This window comes from Aerococcaceae bacterium DSM 111021, from assembly GCA_020112395.1.
Classification (GTDB): domain Bacteria; phylum Bacillota; class Bacilli; order Lactobacillales; family Aerococcaceae; genus Ruoffia.
The window spans coordinates 227,599-244,425 of sequence record JACCEK010000002.1; the positions used below are offsets into that span (position 1 = coordinate 227,599).

The window sequence follows — 16,827 nt, forward strand, 5'->3', positions numbered from 1 at the left end:
CTATTCCTCCTTAGAAACTCGTTTTAATTCGACACCGGATACTTTTGCATCGAGTATCTCCTTAATAACATCAGCAATATATGCTCCAGCTTCAACTGCCGAAGTTCCCTGACTATGAATATTTGATATAACTGTTCTTCGAGCTTCTGGCATTCCTACCGTTGGCTTATAGGCAATATATGCACTCATCGATTCAGCTGTTACTAGACCTGGTCGCTCACCGATTAATAGACATACAACTTTGGCACCCGTGATATCTCCAATTGGATCCATTGCTGGTACACGACAGTGTTTAACGAAGACAATATCTCCAAAGTCTAAGTTATATGTTTTTAATCCTTGACGAATTGCTGGGATAATATCTTTAATGTTGGCACCTATTGCGGCTGAACTTAAGCCATCTCCAACAACAATTGCTACGTCTGCACCGTTAGGAATTGTCTTTTTGATTGTTGCTTTCGCTTCATCAGAGAATTTTCTTCCTAAGTCAGGTCGAGTTACATACGTATCCTTGTCTCCACATAGTGTTTCGACCGCAGTTAAGTTCATCTCTTCAATTAATTCATCATCAACATAAGAGAACACGGCATCTTGCGCTGCTGCGTGATCCGCTCTAAATCTTAAGACAGGTTCAGTCTTATATCTCGTTCCTGAACGACCTAAGCCTAAACGAGCAGGTGTATTTTTCTTCAGTCGTAGGTAGCCTTCTTTATCATTTGGATTATCTACTAAGTATTGTTCACGAATGTTTACTTCTGTAATATCATCAATAAAACCGTCTTCTATCTCAACATTGTCCGGTGTCTTATTAGGCACTTTAATGTCATCAACATCGACAGGTGCTTCTTCTTTTACTTCGTCATGGCTACTAGAATTATGACTCGATGACTTTAAAACGGATTCATCGTCAACAATGTCTACTAATATTGAACGAATAAGTTCTTTTAATTCTACTTGTTCCACTCTTACACCCCTTCATTTATTTAGTAAGAAATACAGACGCATCTCCAGCTAAGTCAGTTAACTGGCCATTTTCACTGAATCCCATTTTTTCCAGCCACTCATCAAATTCTTTAATTGGACGTTTATTCAATAATTGACGAATTGTCGCTGTTTCTTGGAACCCTGTTGTTTGGTAGTTAAGCATAACGTCATCACCATTCGGGATACCCATAATAAAGTTAACACCCGCCACACCAAGTAGAACGGCAAGATTCTCCACATCATTTTGGTCTGCCTTCATATGGTTTGTATAACAAACGTCAACACCCATCGAAATGCCTGTCAGTTTACCCATAAAGTGATCTTCTAAACCAGCACGGATAACTTGTTTAGAGTCATATAAATACTCTGGTCCTATGAATCCAACCACTGTATTAACTAGGAATGGATCAAATTTCTTAGCAAAGCCATAACATCTTGCTTCCATCGTTACTTGGTCAATGTTGTGGTGAGCGTCAGATGATAACTCAGATCCTTGCCCTGTTTCAAAGTACATCACGTTTGGTCCAACTGCAGTCCCAGTTTTTAATGCCATATCACGCGCTTCGTCTAACATGTTCGCGTCAATACCGAAAGCCGTATTCGCTTTTTCAGATCCTGCAATTGATTGGAAGACAAGGCCTGTTGGCGCTCCTTCTTCCATTGCTTGCATTTGTGTTGCCACATGGGCAAGCACTACGTGCTGAGTTGGGATGTCCCACTCTTCAATGAAATCATTGAACTCATGTAAAATTCGCTTAACACTTTCAGTTCCATCGTTTACAGGGTTAAGACCAATCGTTGCATCCCCAATTCCCATAGATAATCCTTCCATGACCGAAGCCATAATGCCATCTATGTTATCAGTCGGGTGATTAGGTTGCAGTCTTGCTGAGAATGTTCCAGCTTTACCAATTGTCGTATTGGCAGTTTTTTCAACGATAATTTTTTGTGCTCCTGCAATTAAATCCATGTTCGTCATGATTTTCGCTACAGCTGCAACCATCTCAGATGTTAATCCATTAGAAATCCGGTGAATATCGAAGTTTGTTGTATCATTACTCAAGATCCATTCTCTTAACTCTGCGACTGTCCAGTTTTTGATTTTCTCGTATGTTCTTAAATTCACGCTATCAATAATAATACGAGTGACTTCATCTTTTTCATAAGGCACAGCAGGATTATTAAATATATCCGATAGCTTTAGATTCGCAACAACTGTCTTAGCTGCAACTCTTTCCTCTGCCGACTCAGCCGCTAATCCCGCAAGCTCATCGCCTGATTTTTCTTCGTTTGCTTTAGCCAGCGCTTCTAATACACTTTTGAACTCATAAACACGGCCAAACAATTTTGTTTTTAGTATCATTTGCTTTCCTCCAATATTAGTTAAACACTAAAGTTTTTATTACAACTGGTAAAGCTTGCCCATTCGATATCGGTTGACCAATATCGATATAATCCCCGTCATTAACGATAACACTGTCAATACAGATGAATTGATAACCCTTAGGTAATTTTGAGAATAAGTTATGTCCTAAAGCTTTTGCCATATCCTCTTTAATAATGATAATAATCGGATAGTCTTGTTGAATTAACTTCCCAACACCATCAACGATACTGTCTGCCAAACGTTGTATATAGGCGTAACTTGGATTCTTATCTCCTTCAAAAGAAATCGCAACTGTTTTCGTATCTTCTTCTACTTCAAACCACTGAATTTTTTGATCAATGACTTCTGAAAGATTCGCTTGCGACGTTTCTTCGGGTGATATCTTAACAACAGGTATATTCTTTAGGGGGAATAAATCCCCTTTGTACATTATGGTACTGCCACTCACACTTGTTGTATGTGATCCTGCACCGACAACAGTCGCTCGAATGGTTTCTGCACTTTCTAATACATTGAACTGATTGAATATCTTGGATTTCTTTATTCTTTGACCAAGAAGAATACCAACATCTCCAAACTGAAAAAGATTATCTTTCTTCTCACGATCAATGAAATCTGCTACCCCACCAGAAAATGATATGTAATCTGGAACTTGTAAGGTTTTCAATGATTTATTCGTCACTAATAAGTCGAAATATTTATTTTTTTCACCAATACCTGCTAAGTTCTCCAACACTTCAACGACAATATCAAACAGCTTATCTAATTCAGCGAGGTCTATTTTTTGACCCACTTTAAGCTGAATACCTTCTTTATTAATAATGTCGGTATACTTCGGTGAAATGTAGCCGATTACATTTTGCTTATCCACTTTAATTAAGCGACCGCCAATGTCAAAACATGCTGTATCAATGGTTACCCCATCATCAAAGACAACTAAGTTAGTTGTTCCTCCTCCGATGTCATAATTCATCGTGACGCACCGATTCTTCTCAGAGTAGCTATAAGCTCCTGATCCTTTACCAGCAATAATACTTTCTAAGTCAGGTCCTGCAGTTGCGACCACAAAGTCACCTGCATAACCACTTAGCACATCCGCGACGGCTCTTGAGTTTTCTTTTCGAACCGTCTCTCCTGTAATAATAATCGCACCCGTTTGAATTTCCTCTGACGTAATACCTGCTTTCTTGTATTGGTCAGAAACAAACTGTTGTATCTTATCCGCTTGAATTAAATTGTCATCACCAATAGGTGTAAAAATAATATCACTTTTATAGATAACTTCTTTATCTGTAATACTAATGCTTGGAACAGAAAATGATGATGACGTATTTTCAATAACAAGCTCAGATAAAATCATCTGTGTCGTCGATGTTCCAATATCAATTCCAACACTTAACAATTTTGCCATTTATATCACTCTTTTAACTTTGCTAGTTGTATTTTTAAAATTAATTCTTACAAATGTTCCTGGATTATTTGGCTCAAATACAATTAACCCATTCAACTTACTTTCGACAAAACTCGTCACAATCTGCAGTCCTAGATTATGTTTGAATACCTTCTTCTTATCGAAACCGATACCATTATCTGAGATGTTCATTCGAATTAGGCCATCCTCTTCAACAATCTTAATTCTAACTTCAAACTCTTTGGCGCTCGGATCAAGTCCCACAAAAGCATGTTCTAATGAATTCTGGACAATCTCATTAATGATTAAACCAACAGGCACTGCCAAATCAAAGTCTAGATCAATCGTTGCCTCAATCTCTTTAATAATTTGAACATACTTTTTAGAAGCAAAGGAATACAATAAATTACTTACAATAGAATTTATGACTTCTTTTAAATTGATCGTATCTACTTTTTTAGTAGATAATAGCTCATGTGTTGTTGCTATTGATAAGACTCTATTGATACTTTCATCTAATGCCTTCTGCGCTTCTTGTGAATCTGTTCTACGTGCTTGTAATCTTAATAGAGAAACAATTGTCTGAAGATTATTCTTCACCCGATGGTGAATCTCTTGAACGGTCACTAATTCTTTTTCAATAATCATTTCAGTTTCTTTTTGTTTTGTTTTATTGTTTAAGATTTGAACAAAATTTCCCATACCATCTTTATAAATCTTCTTAGATAAGTAAAACTTCCAGAAAACTACTTCACTCTGTTTAACTTCTCCATCTTCTAACTGTTTAATCTTGTTGAATCTAGAGAAATCTAAAGCCAAATTATCATAGTTTAAATCATGGATTGGATTCAAATAACCTATCTCTTTATAGAACTTTTGAGCTTCACGGTTATAATAAACTAACTTTCCTGTTGGATTGAATATCATGATGATTTCATCTAGTTCATCGAATATAGTATGACTAGTGACACGTTGAAGTGTTGTTAAATCAACTTGTTCGCGCTCTGTGTGTTTTGAATCCATCTCATCAAAGTACTCTTCTTCAAAGATAATAACCCCGAGAACTTTATCTTGATAATGAATCGGATAAGCAGTTTGCTTAATTGACACGCCTTCTTGAGACACTGCGAATAAATTCATCGATGGTTGACCAGTCAATAATGTTCTTATTGGACCTGGTTCATCTTTTCTTAAGGCAATTCGTCCTACAATCTTCTCTTTATAAATTGACTTACTTTGGAATGGTTTACGGTGCCAAACGACAATCGCTTCATTCGCAATCGGATTCCAGACATCAATAAAAACATCGTGTTTTTGATATTCTGGCCCTAATTCTAAGTTATTGGCATAATTGATTAAATACTCAATTTCATTGTTCGATAGAGCTGTATATTTACGTCCTAATCGTTGAATATCTTCCATAATTTGTCCTTGACTTGAGTACTTATTATTCATCAATTAGCACCAGTGTTTCAGCTATCTCCATCATTGACACACGTTTATTCATACTAATTTCACGTATCTTTTTATATGCTTCATCTTCAGATATATTCTCTAGATCCATCAGCTTACCTTTTGCTTTTTCAATGACTTTTCGTTCATTAAGCTTTGTATTCAGACGTTTAATTTCACCAGACATACGTTTGAATTCTTGACCTTTAGATAGAGATAACTCAACCATTGGAATCAAAGCTCTTTCGTGTAATGGTTTAATTAAATAGCCTAAAGCACCAAATTCTTTGGCCTTTTGGATGAATGCATCATCACTATAAGCTGTTAGTAATATAATGCCTGACGTTGTTCCTTCTGCCATAATCTTTTTTGATGCTGTTAACCCATCCAAAAGCGGCATTTTGATATCCATAATAATAAGATCTGGTTCCAATTCTTTACTCATTGCGATGGCTTCAAAACCATCCGTCGCTTCGCCAACTACTTCATAATTAGCTTGTTTCAACATTTCCTTTAAATCTAGTCTTAATAATGGTTCATCATCAACAATTAAAATCCGTTTCATTTTTTCACCTCTAAAAATATTAACTCACACTTATTGAATTTATGTTAAACTCTAACACATTTGCAAGCACTTTAGTTACTTCTTGAAACGCTTCTTTTACTGATGAGATGTCCCCACTAATAATTAACGATCCAGTAAATCGATCAACAAAGTCTATTTCTACATCAGCTGCTTTAACTGCCAGATCCACCGCTATAATTGCTGTTTCACTTGGTGTAATCGTCATAATGCCGATTGCTTTTTTATTAGATTGAGTCACACCAATTTTTACATAGACCTCATCATCTGGATTCGCAATAATATGAGCTAAAGTAATCTGCTTTCCAGGAACGTATTCTTGGATAACTCTTTCTATATCCATAAAATTTCTCCCTCCTTCAAAACAGATTAGTAACTACGTTCTAAGATACCCAGGACATCATTAACTGTTGGAACAATCGGGTTCGTATCAGTTGATTTATCTTTTAATGAGTCATTTGCGATTGCCTCTTTGTTAGCTTCAAATACATCTTTCTCAAGCCCGAACGCTTTAAAACTTAACGGAATATCTAAGCTTTTAAGTAACTTCGTAATCTCGTTGACTAAACTTCTCGTTCCAATGGTTGCACTCGTTGCAGTCAGACCTAGTAACTCTGCTATTTGACGATATCTTTCTGCTACATCTTTATTGAGTTTCATTGTTAAGCCACTATTATATTTAATCACTTCCGGTAATAAGATCCCGTTTAAGCGACCATGAGCAATATGGAATTTCGCACCCGCAGCATGAGCAATACCATGGTTTAACCCCAATGAAGCTTGATTGAATGCGAGTCCTGCCATACACGATGCGATATGCATCTTCTCGCGAGCTTCCATATCCGCTCCATCTACAAAAGCCCTAGATAGGTATTTGAATACATAAGCAATGGCTTTTTCAGCTAAGGCATCAGATATATCATTGGCCTTCACTGATACATACGCTTCAATCGCATGCGTGAGTACATCAATACCTGTATCCGCTGTCAATGTATTCGGAAGCCCTTTCAATAAACTCGAATCTAAAATAGCCTCACTTGGCAAGATCTCATCTGAGATCAATGGGTACTTAATACCTTTTTCAGCATCCGTTATAATTGAAAAGTTCGTCACTTCCGACCCTGTCCCACTCGTTGTCGGTATAACAATCAGTGGTATATCCGATATTCCTCCAGTCTCCTTACCGAAGTAGAGAATCCCTTTTGCTGCATCAATCGGTGAACCGCCACCTAATGCAATTAACTGCGTTGGTGAGAATTCTTTTGCGACTTGAATCCCCGCAATAATATTCTCAATCGTTGGATCGGGTATCACATCATTGAATAGTTCAATATCATTTGAGTCATTGATATGACTCTTAACCTTTACCATCAAGTCAGAAGTAGAAATAAAGTTATCCGTAATAATTAAAATTTTTTCATGATCAAAATGGCTCAATCTATCTAGACTATCATCGCCTATATAAATCTTCGTACCAAAATTTACCGAAATCATTTCATCCCCCTTTCTACAAAAAAAGGCCACAAGATAATAGGCATCTACATAGTAGATACATATATACTCATGGCCTCATTGCACTTGAATTTATTACACGTCGTTGTGTAAGTAACTGCTTACATAATACATTTAATCAAATTACTTGTCAATCATAATTTTACATCTTTTTTAAATCTTCTTTGCTTATTTCCGTATGGAAAACTTTTCCACTGCGCTCATAAAGGATATCTTTAACATTTTCTTCTGCGTTCACAAAGCGCGCTACAGCAAAGAAATAATCCGATAATCGATTCACAAATCTCACTGCTTCTGGATTCGTGTCATTCGACCACTGGAAACTAACAATTTCTCGCTCTGCTCTTCGAGCGACCGTGCGAGCAAAATGAAGATAACTTGCTAAGGTCGTCCCTCCTGGTAGAATAAAAGATTCAACAGTGGGTGCTTTGTCAGAATAGAAATCAATTCGTTCTTCCAACCACAACGTATTCTCTTTCGTCATTCGATACGTCGCATCAATCGCTGGGTTGGCTAAGTCATTCCCACAATCAAATAAATATTGTTGAATGGTATTTAATTCCTTTTGTAAGTCATTGAACTTACCAGACATACTTGCTGCAATACCAACAACACTATTCAATTCATCCACTGTACCGTAAGCAACTACACGCTTTGAATCTTTCGCAATTTGCGATCCACCAATGAGGCGTGTATACCCTTTATCACCTGTTCTCGTATAAATTTGCATGACTAATCCTCCATCTCTATGAATGCTAATATCTCGTTAGTCCCTCTTTGCTCAACTGAAGATACTTCGAATATCTTCTCAATACCTGCAAGTTTTAGATTATCCCGTACGAGCTTAAGTTGGTCTTGAGATGCTATATCTGTTTTTGTAATAATTCCAATACAAGGTTTGACAAAAATATGCGCAAATCCCGGAGAAAAAACTTGGCTAGTGTCGATACCACTTGAAATAAATGCAATGATATCCACTTCTGCAGATAAGTTTTGAATCGTACTATAAAAATGTCGATGTTGGATAAACTCACCCGGTGTGTCAATTATTTGCTCATGAAATTCGACCGCTTGAGTCTTATCATAAGTAAAATCATCATTATACAATGCTTGTTTCAATGTTGTCTTTCCAGCCCCAACAGGCCCGATAAACATCATTCTTCTTTTTTTAACATTTGACATATTTATTCACACTGCCTTCTAAGTCGTCGTAATTTTTGACACGGTAAAGCCAAGCTGACTACTCAAGTAATGATTAGCCGCTTCACAAGCATTGCGAACATTCGAAATATCTCCCAAAATAACGACAGATCCGCTAAACCGGTCAACAAAACCAATTTCTACATCTCCAGCTTTTTTAGCGATATCAACAGCAATAATTGCAGCTTCGCCAGGTGTTATAGTCATAATACCCATGGCACTGAATGGTTTATCCGTAAAACCTAATTTATCCAATACCCGCTTATCTGGATTAGCGATAACGTGTGACATCGTTACCTGTTTCCCTGGTACTGATTCATATATCTTTCGATCTAACTTTTCCAATTTGGCACCTCACTTTTTTATGAAAGCGCAACAACACACGTTCATATTATGTAATTAGTTTGACATTGTCAACGGTAAAATAAAGCAACAAAAAAATCCCACTGTCAAAATAACAGCAGGACACACACTTTATTTATATGTTAACAAAGAAATAGAAAACATAAATTAACCATGATATAGGCTGACAAACCTCCATCAGTTTTTAATTCCTCATCGAAAATCAGACACACTCTATATCATGAATCCATTCGATAGAGACTCCCATTTTGCTAAAAAATGAGCCTACTTTAGTTTCTATGCTTCTTTGCATAACTCACGGCACTACTTTACCTCGAAGCAGTCGCGTATCTAATTAGCAAACTAATATAAAGATCTGACTAAGTATAATGATATACTATTACAGTGGCGGGACCGTATTGGAATCAAACCAAATTTCCGAATATTAGTTTCACATGGTATTTCTATCACAGTTATAATAATATATATAATATTATAATGCAAGATTTTTCTAGGAGATGATTATATCGAACCCATAACATTCTTAATTACGGGTGACTTACACGGACAATTTAAGCAATATCAACCGCTCAAGAAACTAACCGATTCCATTAAACAAGCATCGGATAATCCCGTCTGGTCGATTGATATCGGTGACTTTACCCAAGGTAGTCTGCCAGCTTATTATTATAGTACCATTCAAAAATCACCGGATTTTTTTGCGCAAGCTCAAAACTTTTTGGATGTCGATTATCAATTATTGGGCAATCATGAATTCAATCACGGGCGAGAACATCTTGAACATATTATTAAAAAGCTGAACTCTAAAACGTTAAATGCCAATATTATTGACACTGAATCAAATGAACCATTCTTAGGGCAAGCTTACGATATTATTAAAGTAGATGACCTTTCAATTGGAATCATCGGCTTAACAACTGCCTTTATCCCCCATTGGGAACCAAAAGAAAATTATCATCATTTAACTTTTGTGGATCCCCTATTAGTACTGGAAAAGCATATCAAACAACTTAAAGATAAAGTTGATTATCTTATTGTGGCTTATCACGGCGGTGTAGAGGGGGATTTAGATACACTCGAATATAATGATATGACTCCCGGAGAAAATCAAGGTTTGGAAATACTCAAAAACTTTCCCGATGTAGACCTTTTAATAACCGGACATCAACACTTAACTTTGAATCAAAAACTTGGAGATACGTTATTAATCCAAACAGGAAGTCAAGGAAGCTATCTTTTCGAGATTACAATCCATAAAGATACAAACGGGCTACTTCAGACTGAGTGCACAATACATGAAGTGCCATTAATCCCTAAGACAGAAAAGCAATTGCCTTTCATAACACTTGAAAGTCAAAAAAGATTACAAGACTGGGCTACACAAGCGCTCACTCATATTCCAACAGTAAAAAATTTACCTCAAACGCATATAGAAGCAAGTTTATCCAACCACCTTTTCTATGAACTGCATAATCAAGTTCAACAACAAGTTGGCCAGGCTGATTTCTCTTTAACACCTGTACCCAATGATGCCTTTAACCACTTTGTGGGACGAATAACCAATGAGAGTCTGCTCAAGAGCTTTCCTTTTTACAATAAGATTGCGACACTCCTTATTACAGGGAATGAATTAATTGACATGATGGAATATAACTTGGCTGTCTTTAATATTGAAGACAACAACATTCACTTTAATTATGACTTCACAACGCCTTATAAGCATCATTATCACTTTTTTTCATTCAGTGGTTTTGAATGTGAAGCGGATTTATCCGCACCTGTTTACCAGCGCGTTCGCCGGGTTATTGATTCAAGTACACATGATTTACTTATCCCTGATAAAGAATATACACTCGCAGTCTCAATTTACCATGCTGTATCTGATCACGGTATCCCACACTTAAGTGAGGATAAAATCATACGAATCAGTGAACATGACAGCTTTTATTACATGCAAGAAAAGCTTCAAATGATGGACAAGAAAGCTTGGAACACATTGCAGACAAATTATACACATCTTAAATTTAAACAATAAAAATAACCGAATCAGTGAACAAAAATGTTCGCCGATTCGGTTATTTTATAGAATTTGCCACACAATCAACCAGATAATTTGGCTAATTAAGATCGATGCACCTGCTGTATCTCCATTAATCCCTTGGACTAATTTGTAGACACCTTTCCGGTATAATTCAATTAATAATATAGTTATAAGGTAGGTCATAACACCCTTCAAATCCCAAAAAAGATACGACCAACTGACGGCTAATAATTGAGTGATTAATATCCGATAAGTAGGTATACCGGTCAATATACTTCCTAAGCCATTCTTTGTCTTACTTTGGTAAGTAGACTGACGGAAGGTCATCGTCAGCGCACTTCTTGATATAATATAGAGAGTCAGAATCATGACAACTTCATTCATGACATCCCCTGTTGCTGCTAAGACTAGCCCCCCGTAAAAGACAACAATCAAATAATACATAATCAGTGCAACAACGCCGTTAGATCCTATTCTTGAGTCTTTCATAATTTCTAATTTCCGCTCTTTATCTCTGCCTGAGAATAGACCATCCGCCGCATCTGCTAGCGCATCATGATGAAACGCCCCCGTATAAATCACATCAAGTAACAACACAATCAGCCAAGCTTCTAATATCCCGACTCGTAAGCGCAGCAAGTAATAAGGAACGACAAATAGCAGTCCATATGCTAAGCCAAACACGCCCATAAAGGGAACCCCTTTTTTAAAGCTTTCGACCGGATCATCAATCCTATAATTGATGGGGATTCTTGTAAAGAATTGAAAGTAATTAATGATTGAACGAATCATGGCTTCAATTGCCTCGCAATACCTAACTCGACCATATATACATTGTCTGCATGTTTAGCAAAATGGCGATTAATAATTCCATAATAGTCCGCAAAGATTCTCCCCAATTTTGTTGGTGGTGTAATACTCCAGCCCACTTCGTTGGTTACAACAACAAACTTGGTCTCACTTTGTTTCATTGCGTTAATCAGCAGATTAGCTTTCCCCATCAGATATTCTTGCATATAATCTGTATCTTGTTTCGTGAACTCATTAATAAAAGCATCCACATCAAAGTCTTTAGGCAATTTCGCCAACTGATGCTTCGCAACGTAATAGCGTCCAATCTCATCAAAGAATAAGTTATTTACCCATAAAGTAACACAGTCCATTAAGATACTTTCATAGTCATTACTTTCTTTAATCATTTGGTCTAAATCTTTATATTCTTCAATCGTTACCCAGCTATCTGGTCGGTCAGATTGATGTTTTTCTATGCGACTTTCCATCTCACTATCTAGAAACTGGTTGGCTTGAGTCGCAATATAAGCCACCCTTTCATCTTGATAAGACTTTACAATACTTTCTGCATAGTTTGACTTGCCACTTTTAACTGGTCCTGATATCAGTGTTATATTACCCATGCGCTTTCCCTCCCATTTCACCTATCACGAAGACATGCTTAAACCGTTCATTGAACGAGTGTAATAGCTCCACTTTCCCAACCACTAAAACGGTCGTACTTGGCCCAGCAGACTGGGTGCAAAGTGACTCTAATTCTAAGTCATCACTTGGTGTAAAGCTTAACTCATTCATCTTGGCCACTTGTTCTGCTTCATTCCAGCTCCCCTTAGAACCGACTGGTACTATCTCAGAAACTAATTCACCCATTGACTGAATCCATCGAACATCATCATAAGACACAATCTCTTCACGATGCTCAATTAAGTCCGATCCGACATAAGGATAACCAATTTGATAAACAACATCCCTCGGCTTTACCCGCTTCCAAAGCAAGTCATCTTCTAATGCTTTCCCTATCAAAGTCACTCCGAGAGAAGTCATCGTCGTTTCCATATTCTCTTCGGTACTCCCGTTCATTTCTAAGTCAGAATAGCCAGCCTTCACTAACTCACTTCTGATTCCTTTTAACAACTGTTCACCCGTCGGCTTCATCTCATTACCGAATAAATTAACAATGACAAAAGGCTCCGCCCCAATCGATAATAATTCCAGAAGTGGTACTCTCACACACATCGCACTAGTCAGTTTTGGGTCAACTTCCAAGGTATCATTCACTTTATGACCAATCGATGCGGAAGTATCACAAGCAATAACTAACTGTTCTCTTCCAAGTGATTGAATGGTTAAATCACGATATTGCATTAAATCTTCCTTCCTCGAGATAATTTAACGATTTCATTAAGTATTTTATATTATCTGACTGAAAATAATTTAAGTCAAGCTAGATTGTAGGAGTCAAGACAATTCAACTATCTACCTTGCCTGCTCATCCCCCACCTCCACGACAACCCGCAATCCCATACAAAACAAAAAAGACGCATCCCTCAGGACACGCCTTAAAACTCTTATACCCATTTCAAACCCCACATCAATTCCCACCCTCTCCCACCAAAACAGTAGGTTTGCTTGACAGATTCAATCCTCCAGTCCAAGCTTATGAAAGTGAGAACGGTGCGGTACCATAGTGTAAAAGACGACTGGACGCACATGAAGTCGTAGGAGCAAAGCGACATACGAAATCAGTAGAACAGCGAGACGAAAGCTCAGTCACTTGGCGAAAGCCGAAGTGATTGAGCTGAAGTCGGTCTCACTATGGTCACCGAACCGTTCTCACTGTAATAAGCTGACTATCTAATGCCGATAATCACTCAACCCAACCTACGCAGCCACATACACATCCTCAACAGTACGACGCACATACCTCGCACCAACACCCTGCGCATACGTATCTCCGTTATCCCCCACGAAGATCTCCGCTCCAGCAATCACATCCAACACACCTTGCACCACCTGAGACGTCAACCCCTCCTGTGGATTACGCAACGTGATTTTCTTACTAGAACCCGCTGCATCTTTGAATAATAACTCTAAGTTATTTGTTTGTTCCATGTTTATTCCACCCCCTTTTCTCGATCATCAACACCCTTTAAGCAAAGGCATATGTCACAACAGCTTGAGTCGTACCAATCGGCTCATCAACTAAACTTTGCAAAGCCTGACGCACTGCCGACACATCATCTGCTGATGCATCTTCCGTTAGATCATTCAACGTCACAGTCGTCTTCTTCTCCGTCACCGGATCCACCGTCGTGAACTTTAAACTCGCAGATAAGAATTCCTTGTTCATAATCCCCCTCCTCCTTGTTTCGCTCTTGTAAGCTCAAACAACTTACACCCCTATAAACGAATTCAAACACAAAAGTGTCACCCCAAATAATAATATATCTTTCAACGGATCCAACTTCTCCTGAATCTGCTTCTTATACTTATTCATTGTCTTACGACTCACACCCAACTCATCCGCCATCTCCTGTCCTGTATAACCCCCTTGAACCAACAAGGCAAAAATCCGGCGCTCCTTATCTGACAAAACCTCACTTGCTCGTCCAATAAACTCTTGAACCTCTGGATTAATCCCAAACACCAAGTCACTATGGAGGAGCTCACTCAGTTCAGAGACATCTGAACCCACAACGTCCGCTTTCGGTTTCGACTTCTTCAACAAGTCAATTGTGTACCGGTACAAGCCTTGTTTCGCAAAGCCTAAGAACCGAACCACATCCTCCTTGTACGGATCCCCATCAAACTTATCCGCAATCGTCAACAACTTCAACCGCAACTCCTGGAGAAAATCATCATAATCCGCATTCACCCGACGGATGTTCAACCGACCCAAAGTCTTGAATAATAACGGCTCGAATTGCAATAATAATTGTTCTTCTTGATGTTTGTGTGAATCCATGTAAAACCCTCCTCTGTAAACTCTAAAGCAACTTCCGACACTTATAATTATAAGACCCTTATCGATAAAATGATATACCAATCGGTTCACATTTTGTATCAATCGGCGCTAACGAAATTGACATTGAGACAATAAAAAATGACCAACGTCAGACAGTTAGCCATTCTTAATAATTTAATTAAAATAAGTTCGGATTCGTAGAGCGTTGGAAGTTAAGGTCATGACGTTTTACACCGTCTAAGTCAGATACGCCTGCTTGAGTCCAATTCTCCATAATCTTTAAAGCATAAATAATCGGATTCACCTTATCGACAGAGCGGTCTAATGCAATTTGAATCACATCATCTGGTAATCGACCTCGGAAGTTCTTAATGGCATTCAGTTCATTCTCAGTGAATTCACCGGTAAACGTAATGGGTCTGGCTTGGACGTCATCCGTTAAGTTTAACTTCTCCCGAACGAGTTGCGTTAAGGCATCGACTGGATGATATGAATCGTGGGACGTATCGTTAGACGTATCGTTAGACGTATCGTGGGACGATTCTTCATTGTCATTATCATTCTCATTCTCATTTTCATTGTCATTATCAATCTCTTTATCATTGTCATTGTCATTGTCATTCATGAGATTCAAGATTCCCCTTTTAGCAAGATGGGTCTCGAAGATTCCCTTGACCGTCTTGTCATACTTGCGGCGTGATAATTCCCAGAACTCCAACATGTGTTGATATGTCGCAAGCATAAGGCTTGTATCTTGAACTTTGTCGAGATCTTTATTAAGACAGTCTGTTACGGGCTTACCACCTTTTAAGATACTGTAAGACAAAGAAGAAATCAGCGTTACCTCTTGAATATCATGATTGAAGATGATGTGCTTGTATTCATACATAAATTTATCGAGTAGCTCATTGACATACGAAAGTGCAAAGCCTGTTTCAAAGGCCATCACTTTCTTTGATAGCGTATAAATACCTGCTTGTGTAGCTTTTGGATTGGTCATGAGGTATAACATAAAGTACCGTTCTTTTGGAGAGTAATGATCCATCTTGAAGCTATCTTGCCAGAACGATATATTTACAACTCTAACTTTTGCCATATTTATAATCCCCTTTGGGTGTTTTATTTGGATAAATTCAACAAATTAATTCAACTTCATGCAACAATATCCCATCATATATTGACTGAATAAGTCTATAGATTTTCTTCTTCCTCATTGAGTGACATGACTAGGTTATTGGGAAAGAATATCTCAAAAAACGCTTGATCTGTTAAGTCTAATGTGTGATACATTAACTTTAATACTTGAAACGTTGGATAACGATGGCCGCGTGTAATGTTGGTAATGGTTGAGGGATGGACACCCGTCCTTCTCGCTAATTCGCGCTTGGACAAGCCGCACATCCTAATATGTTTATTCAATAACTTGACATTAATAGTTGTCATATTATTCTCCTTTTCCCAATATCTTTTTAGTTAAATATTTTCATATAAAAGACATATTTAACTTACTTAAAACATTAAACTAAATAAAAAACAAAGCAATATTTTTTGTGAAATTTACATAAACTTTACAATCCGATAATAATAAATTGAAATAATAATATGTAAAACCGAGCCGATGAATTGTCAAATAAATTGTAAAATTATTGCGATATGATTATGGTCAACTACCGTTAAGTAGGAGTTAATTGTATCTTATAAGCAACAAAAAATTACCATTTCGGTAACTCCGAAGTAAAGATAAGGTTTTCAGTATTCAAAAGTTTATGATTCTCAATATATCACTATATTTTATTATATTATTGTTCGTGAATTTTAAATATGTTAAAAAAAGGGTTTTATTGAACTAACATTAAATTACTTTATTAATAATTTTATATTTAATCATAAAAATTTTAATCAATATATTTTAATGTAAATTTAACGTAAATAGTTAAAATTTTAAGTAATAGAGGGTTTTGAGGTGGTATTGAAAAAGTCAATACCAATCGACGCTAATTTTGGGAGTAAAATTTATGATTTGATGGGAAATAAATCGAAGAAAAAAGTGTTATTTGAAGAAATATCCGTTTTTTTAGCAAAATATGGAGGCGGATATAATCTGCCATTTGTCTATAATCGAGTAAATAGCCCTTTT

The 16,827-nt window shown here is 37.2% G+C and carries 19 protein-coding genes; 1 reads left to right on the forward strand and 18 read right to left on the reverse strand.

The genetic code is table 11. The features are described 5' to 3' along the window. The 10 genes from eutC to HYQ40_07270 form a co-directional block, all read right to left on the reverse strand. Positions 1-963 (reverse strand): ethanolamine ammonia-lyase subunit EutC, encoded by a 963-nt coding sequence (gene eutC / locus HYQ40_07225; protein MBZ6527568.1) that lies wholly within the window; start codon positions 961-963, stop codon positions 1-3. 16 nt (positions 964-979) lie between these two features. Continuing rightward, on the reverse strand, positions 980-2,347 hold the full coding sequence (locus HYQ40_07230; GenBank protein MBZ6527569.1) for an ethanolamine ammonia-lyase subunit EutB: 1,368 nt from the start codon (positions 2,345-2,347) through the stop codon (positions 980-982). Positions 2,348-2,363: 16 nt separating this feature from the next. Beyond that, positions 2,364-3,782 carry an ethanolamine ammonia-lyase reactivating factor EutA gene (gene eutA, locus HYQ40_07235; protein MBZ6527570.1) on the reverse strand — a complete coding sequence of 473 codons (1,419 nt, stop codon included), beginning with the start codon at positions 3,780-3,782 and terminating at the stop codon, positions 2,364-2,366. Further along, complete coding sequence (locus HYQ40_07240) at positions 3,783-5,237, reverse strand: histidine kinase N-terminal domain-containing protein (protein ID MBZ6527571.1); 1,455 nt, start codon at positions 5,235-5,237, stop codon at positions 3,783-3,785. Further along, positions 5,230-5,799 (reverse strand): response regulator, encoded by a 570-nt coding sequence (locus HYQ40_07245; GenBank protein ID MBZ6527572.1) that lies wholly within the window; start codon positions 5,797-5,799, stop codon positions 5,230-5,232. Before HYQ40_07245 ends, HYQ40_07240 begins: the two co-directional genes overlap by 8 nt. Before the next feature lie 19 nt (positions 5,800-5,818). Further along, positions 5,819-6,160 (reverse strand): ethanolamine utilization microcompartment protein EutS, encoded by a 342-nt coding sequence (eutS, locus tag HYQ40_07250; GenBank protein MBZ6527573.1) that lies wholly within the window; start codon positions 6,158-6,160, stop codon positions 5,819-5,821. Between the two features lie 26 nt (positions 6,161-6,186). After that, positions 6,187-7,311, reverse strand: a complete 1,125-nt coding sequence (locus HYQ40_07255) for an iron-containing alcohol dehydrogenase (GenBank protein ID MBZ6527574.1) — start codon at positions 7,309-7,311, stop codon at positions 6,187-6,189. Between the two features lie 160 nt (positions 7,312-7,471). Continuing rightward, a complete protein-coding gene (locus HYQ40_07260; protein ID MBZ6527575.1) occupies positions 7,472-8,059 on the reverse strand; it encodes a cob(I)yrinic acid a,c-diamide adenosyltransferase in 588 nt (195 codons plus the stop codon). Between the two features lie 2 nt (positions 8,060-8,061). Next, entirely contained in the window at positions 8,062-8,511 is a 450-nt protein-coding gene (gene eutP, locus HYQ40_07265; protein ID MBZ6527576.1) for a EutP/PduV family microcompartment system protein, read from the reverse strand. Positions 8,512-8,529: 18 nt separating this feature from the next. Next, complete coding sequence (locus tag HYQ40_07270; protein ID MBZ6527577.1) at positions 8,530-8,820, reverse strand: BMC domain-containing protein; 291 nt, start codon at positions 8,818-8,820, stop codon at positions 8,530-8,532. An 811-nt stretch (positions 8,821-9,631) separates the two neighbouring features. Here HYQ40_07270 and HYQ40_07275 point away from each other — a divergent pair. Further along, positions 9,632-10,927, forward strand: a complete 1,296-nt coding sequence (locus tag HYQ40_07275) for a bifunctional metallophosphatase/5'-nucleotidase (GenBank protein MBZ6527578.1) — start codon at positions 9,632-9,634, stop codon at positions 10,925-10,927. A gap of 45 nt (positions 10,928-10,972) precedes the next feature. Here the strand turns inward: HYQ40_07275 and HYQ40_07280 are convergent, their stop codons facing one another. The 8 genes from HYQ40_07280 to HYQ40_07315 form a co-directional block, all read right to left on the reverse strand. Next, complete coding sequence (locus HYQ40_07280; GenBank protein ID MBZ6527579.1) at positions 10,973-11,725, reverse strand: adenosylcobinamide-GDP ribazoletransferase; 753 nt, start codon at positions 11,723-11,725, stop codon at positions 10,973-10,975. Continuing rightward, positions 11,722-12,348: a bifunctional adenosylcobinamide kinase/adenosylcobinamide-phosphate guanylyltransferase gene (gene cobU, locus HYQ40_07285; protein MBZ6527580.1), complete on the reverse strand. Its 627-nt coding sequence runs from the start codon at positions 12,346-12,348 to the stop codon at positions 11,722-11,724. The genes HYQ40_07280 and cobU overlap by 4 nt, the downstream gene beginning before the upstream one ends. After that, a complete protein-coding gene (locus tag HYQ40_07290; GenBank protein MBZ6527581.1) occupies positions 12,341-13,090 on the reverse strand; it encodes a hypothetical protein in 750 nt (249 codons plus the stop codon). The genes cobU and HYQ40_07290 overlap by 8 nt, the downstream gene beginning before the upstream one ends. 516 nt (positions 13,091-13,606) lie before the next feature. Continuing rightward, complete coding sequence (locus HYQ40_07295) at positions 13,607-13,837, reverse strand: DUF2922 domain-containing protein (protein MBZ6527582.1); 231 nt, start codon at positions 13,835-13,837, stop codon at positions 13,607-13,609. Positions 13,838-13,874: 37 nt separating this feature from the next. Beyond that, complete coding sequence (locus HYQ40_07300) at positions 13,875-14,075, reverse strand: hypothetical protein (GenBank protein MBZ6527583.1); 201 nt, start codon at positions 14,073-14,075, stop codon at positions 13,875-13,877. Positions 14,076-14,117: 42 nt separating this feature from the next. Then, positions 14,118-14,690 (reverse strand): sigma-70 family RNA polymerase sigma factor, encoded by a 573-nt coding sequence (locus tag HYQ40_07305; GenBank protein MBZ6527584.1) that lies wholly within the window; start codon positions 14,688-14,690, stop codon positions 14,118-14,120. Between the two features lie 178 nt (positions 14,691-14,868). Then, on the reverse strand, positions 14,869-15,786 hold the full coding sequence (locus HYQ40_07310) for a DnaD domain protein (protein MBZ6527585.1): 918 nt from the start codon (positions 15,784-15,786) through the stop codon (positions 14,869-14,871). A 95-nt stretch (positions 15,787-15,881) separates the two neighbouring features. Continuing rightward, positions 15,882-16,133 carry a helix-turn-helix transcriptional regulator gene (locus HYQ40_07315; protein ID MBZ6527586.1) on the reverse strand — a complete coding sequence of 84 codons (252 nt, stop codon included), beginning with the start codon at positions 16,131-16,133 and terminating at the stop codon, positions 15,882-15,884. Positions 16,134-16,827: the final 694 nt, after the last annotated feature.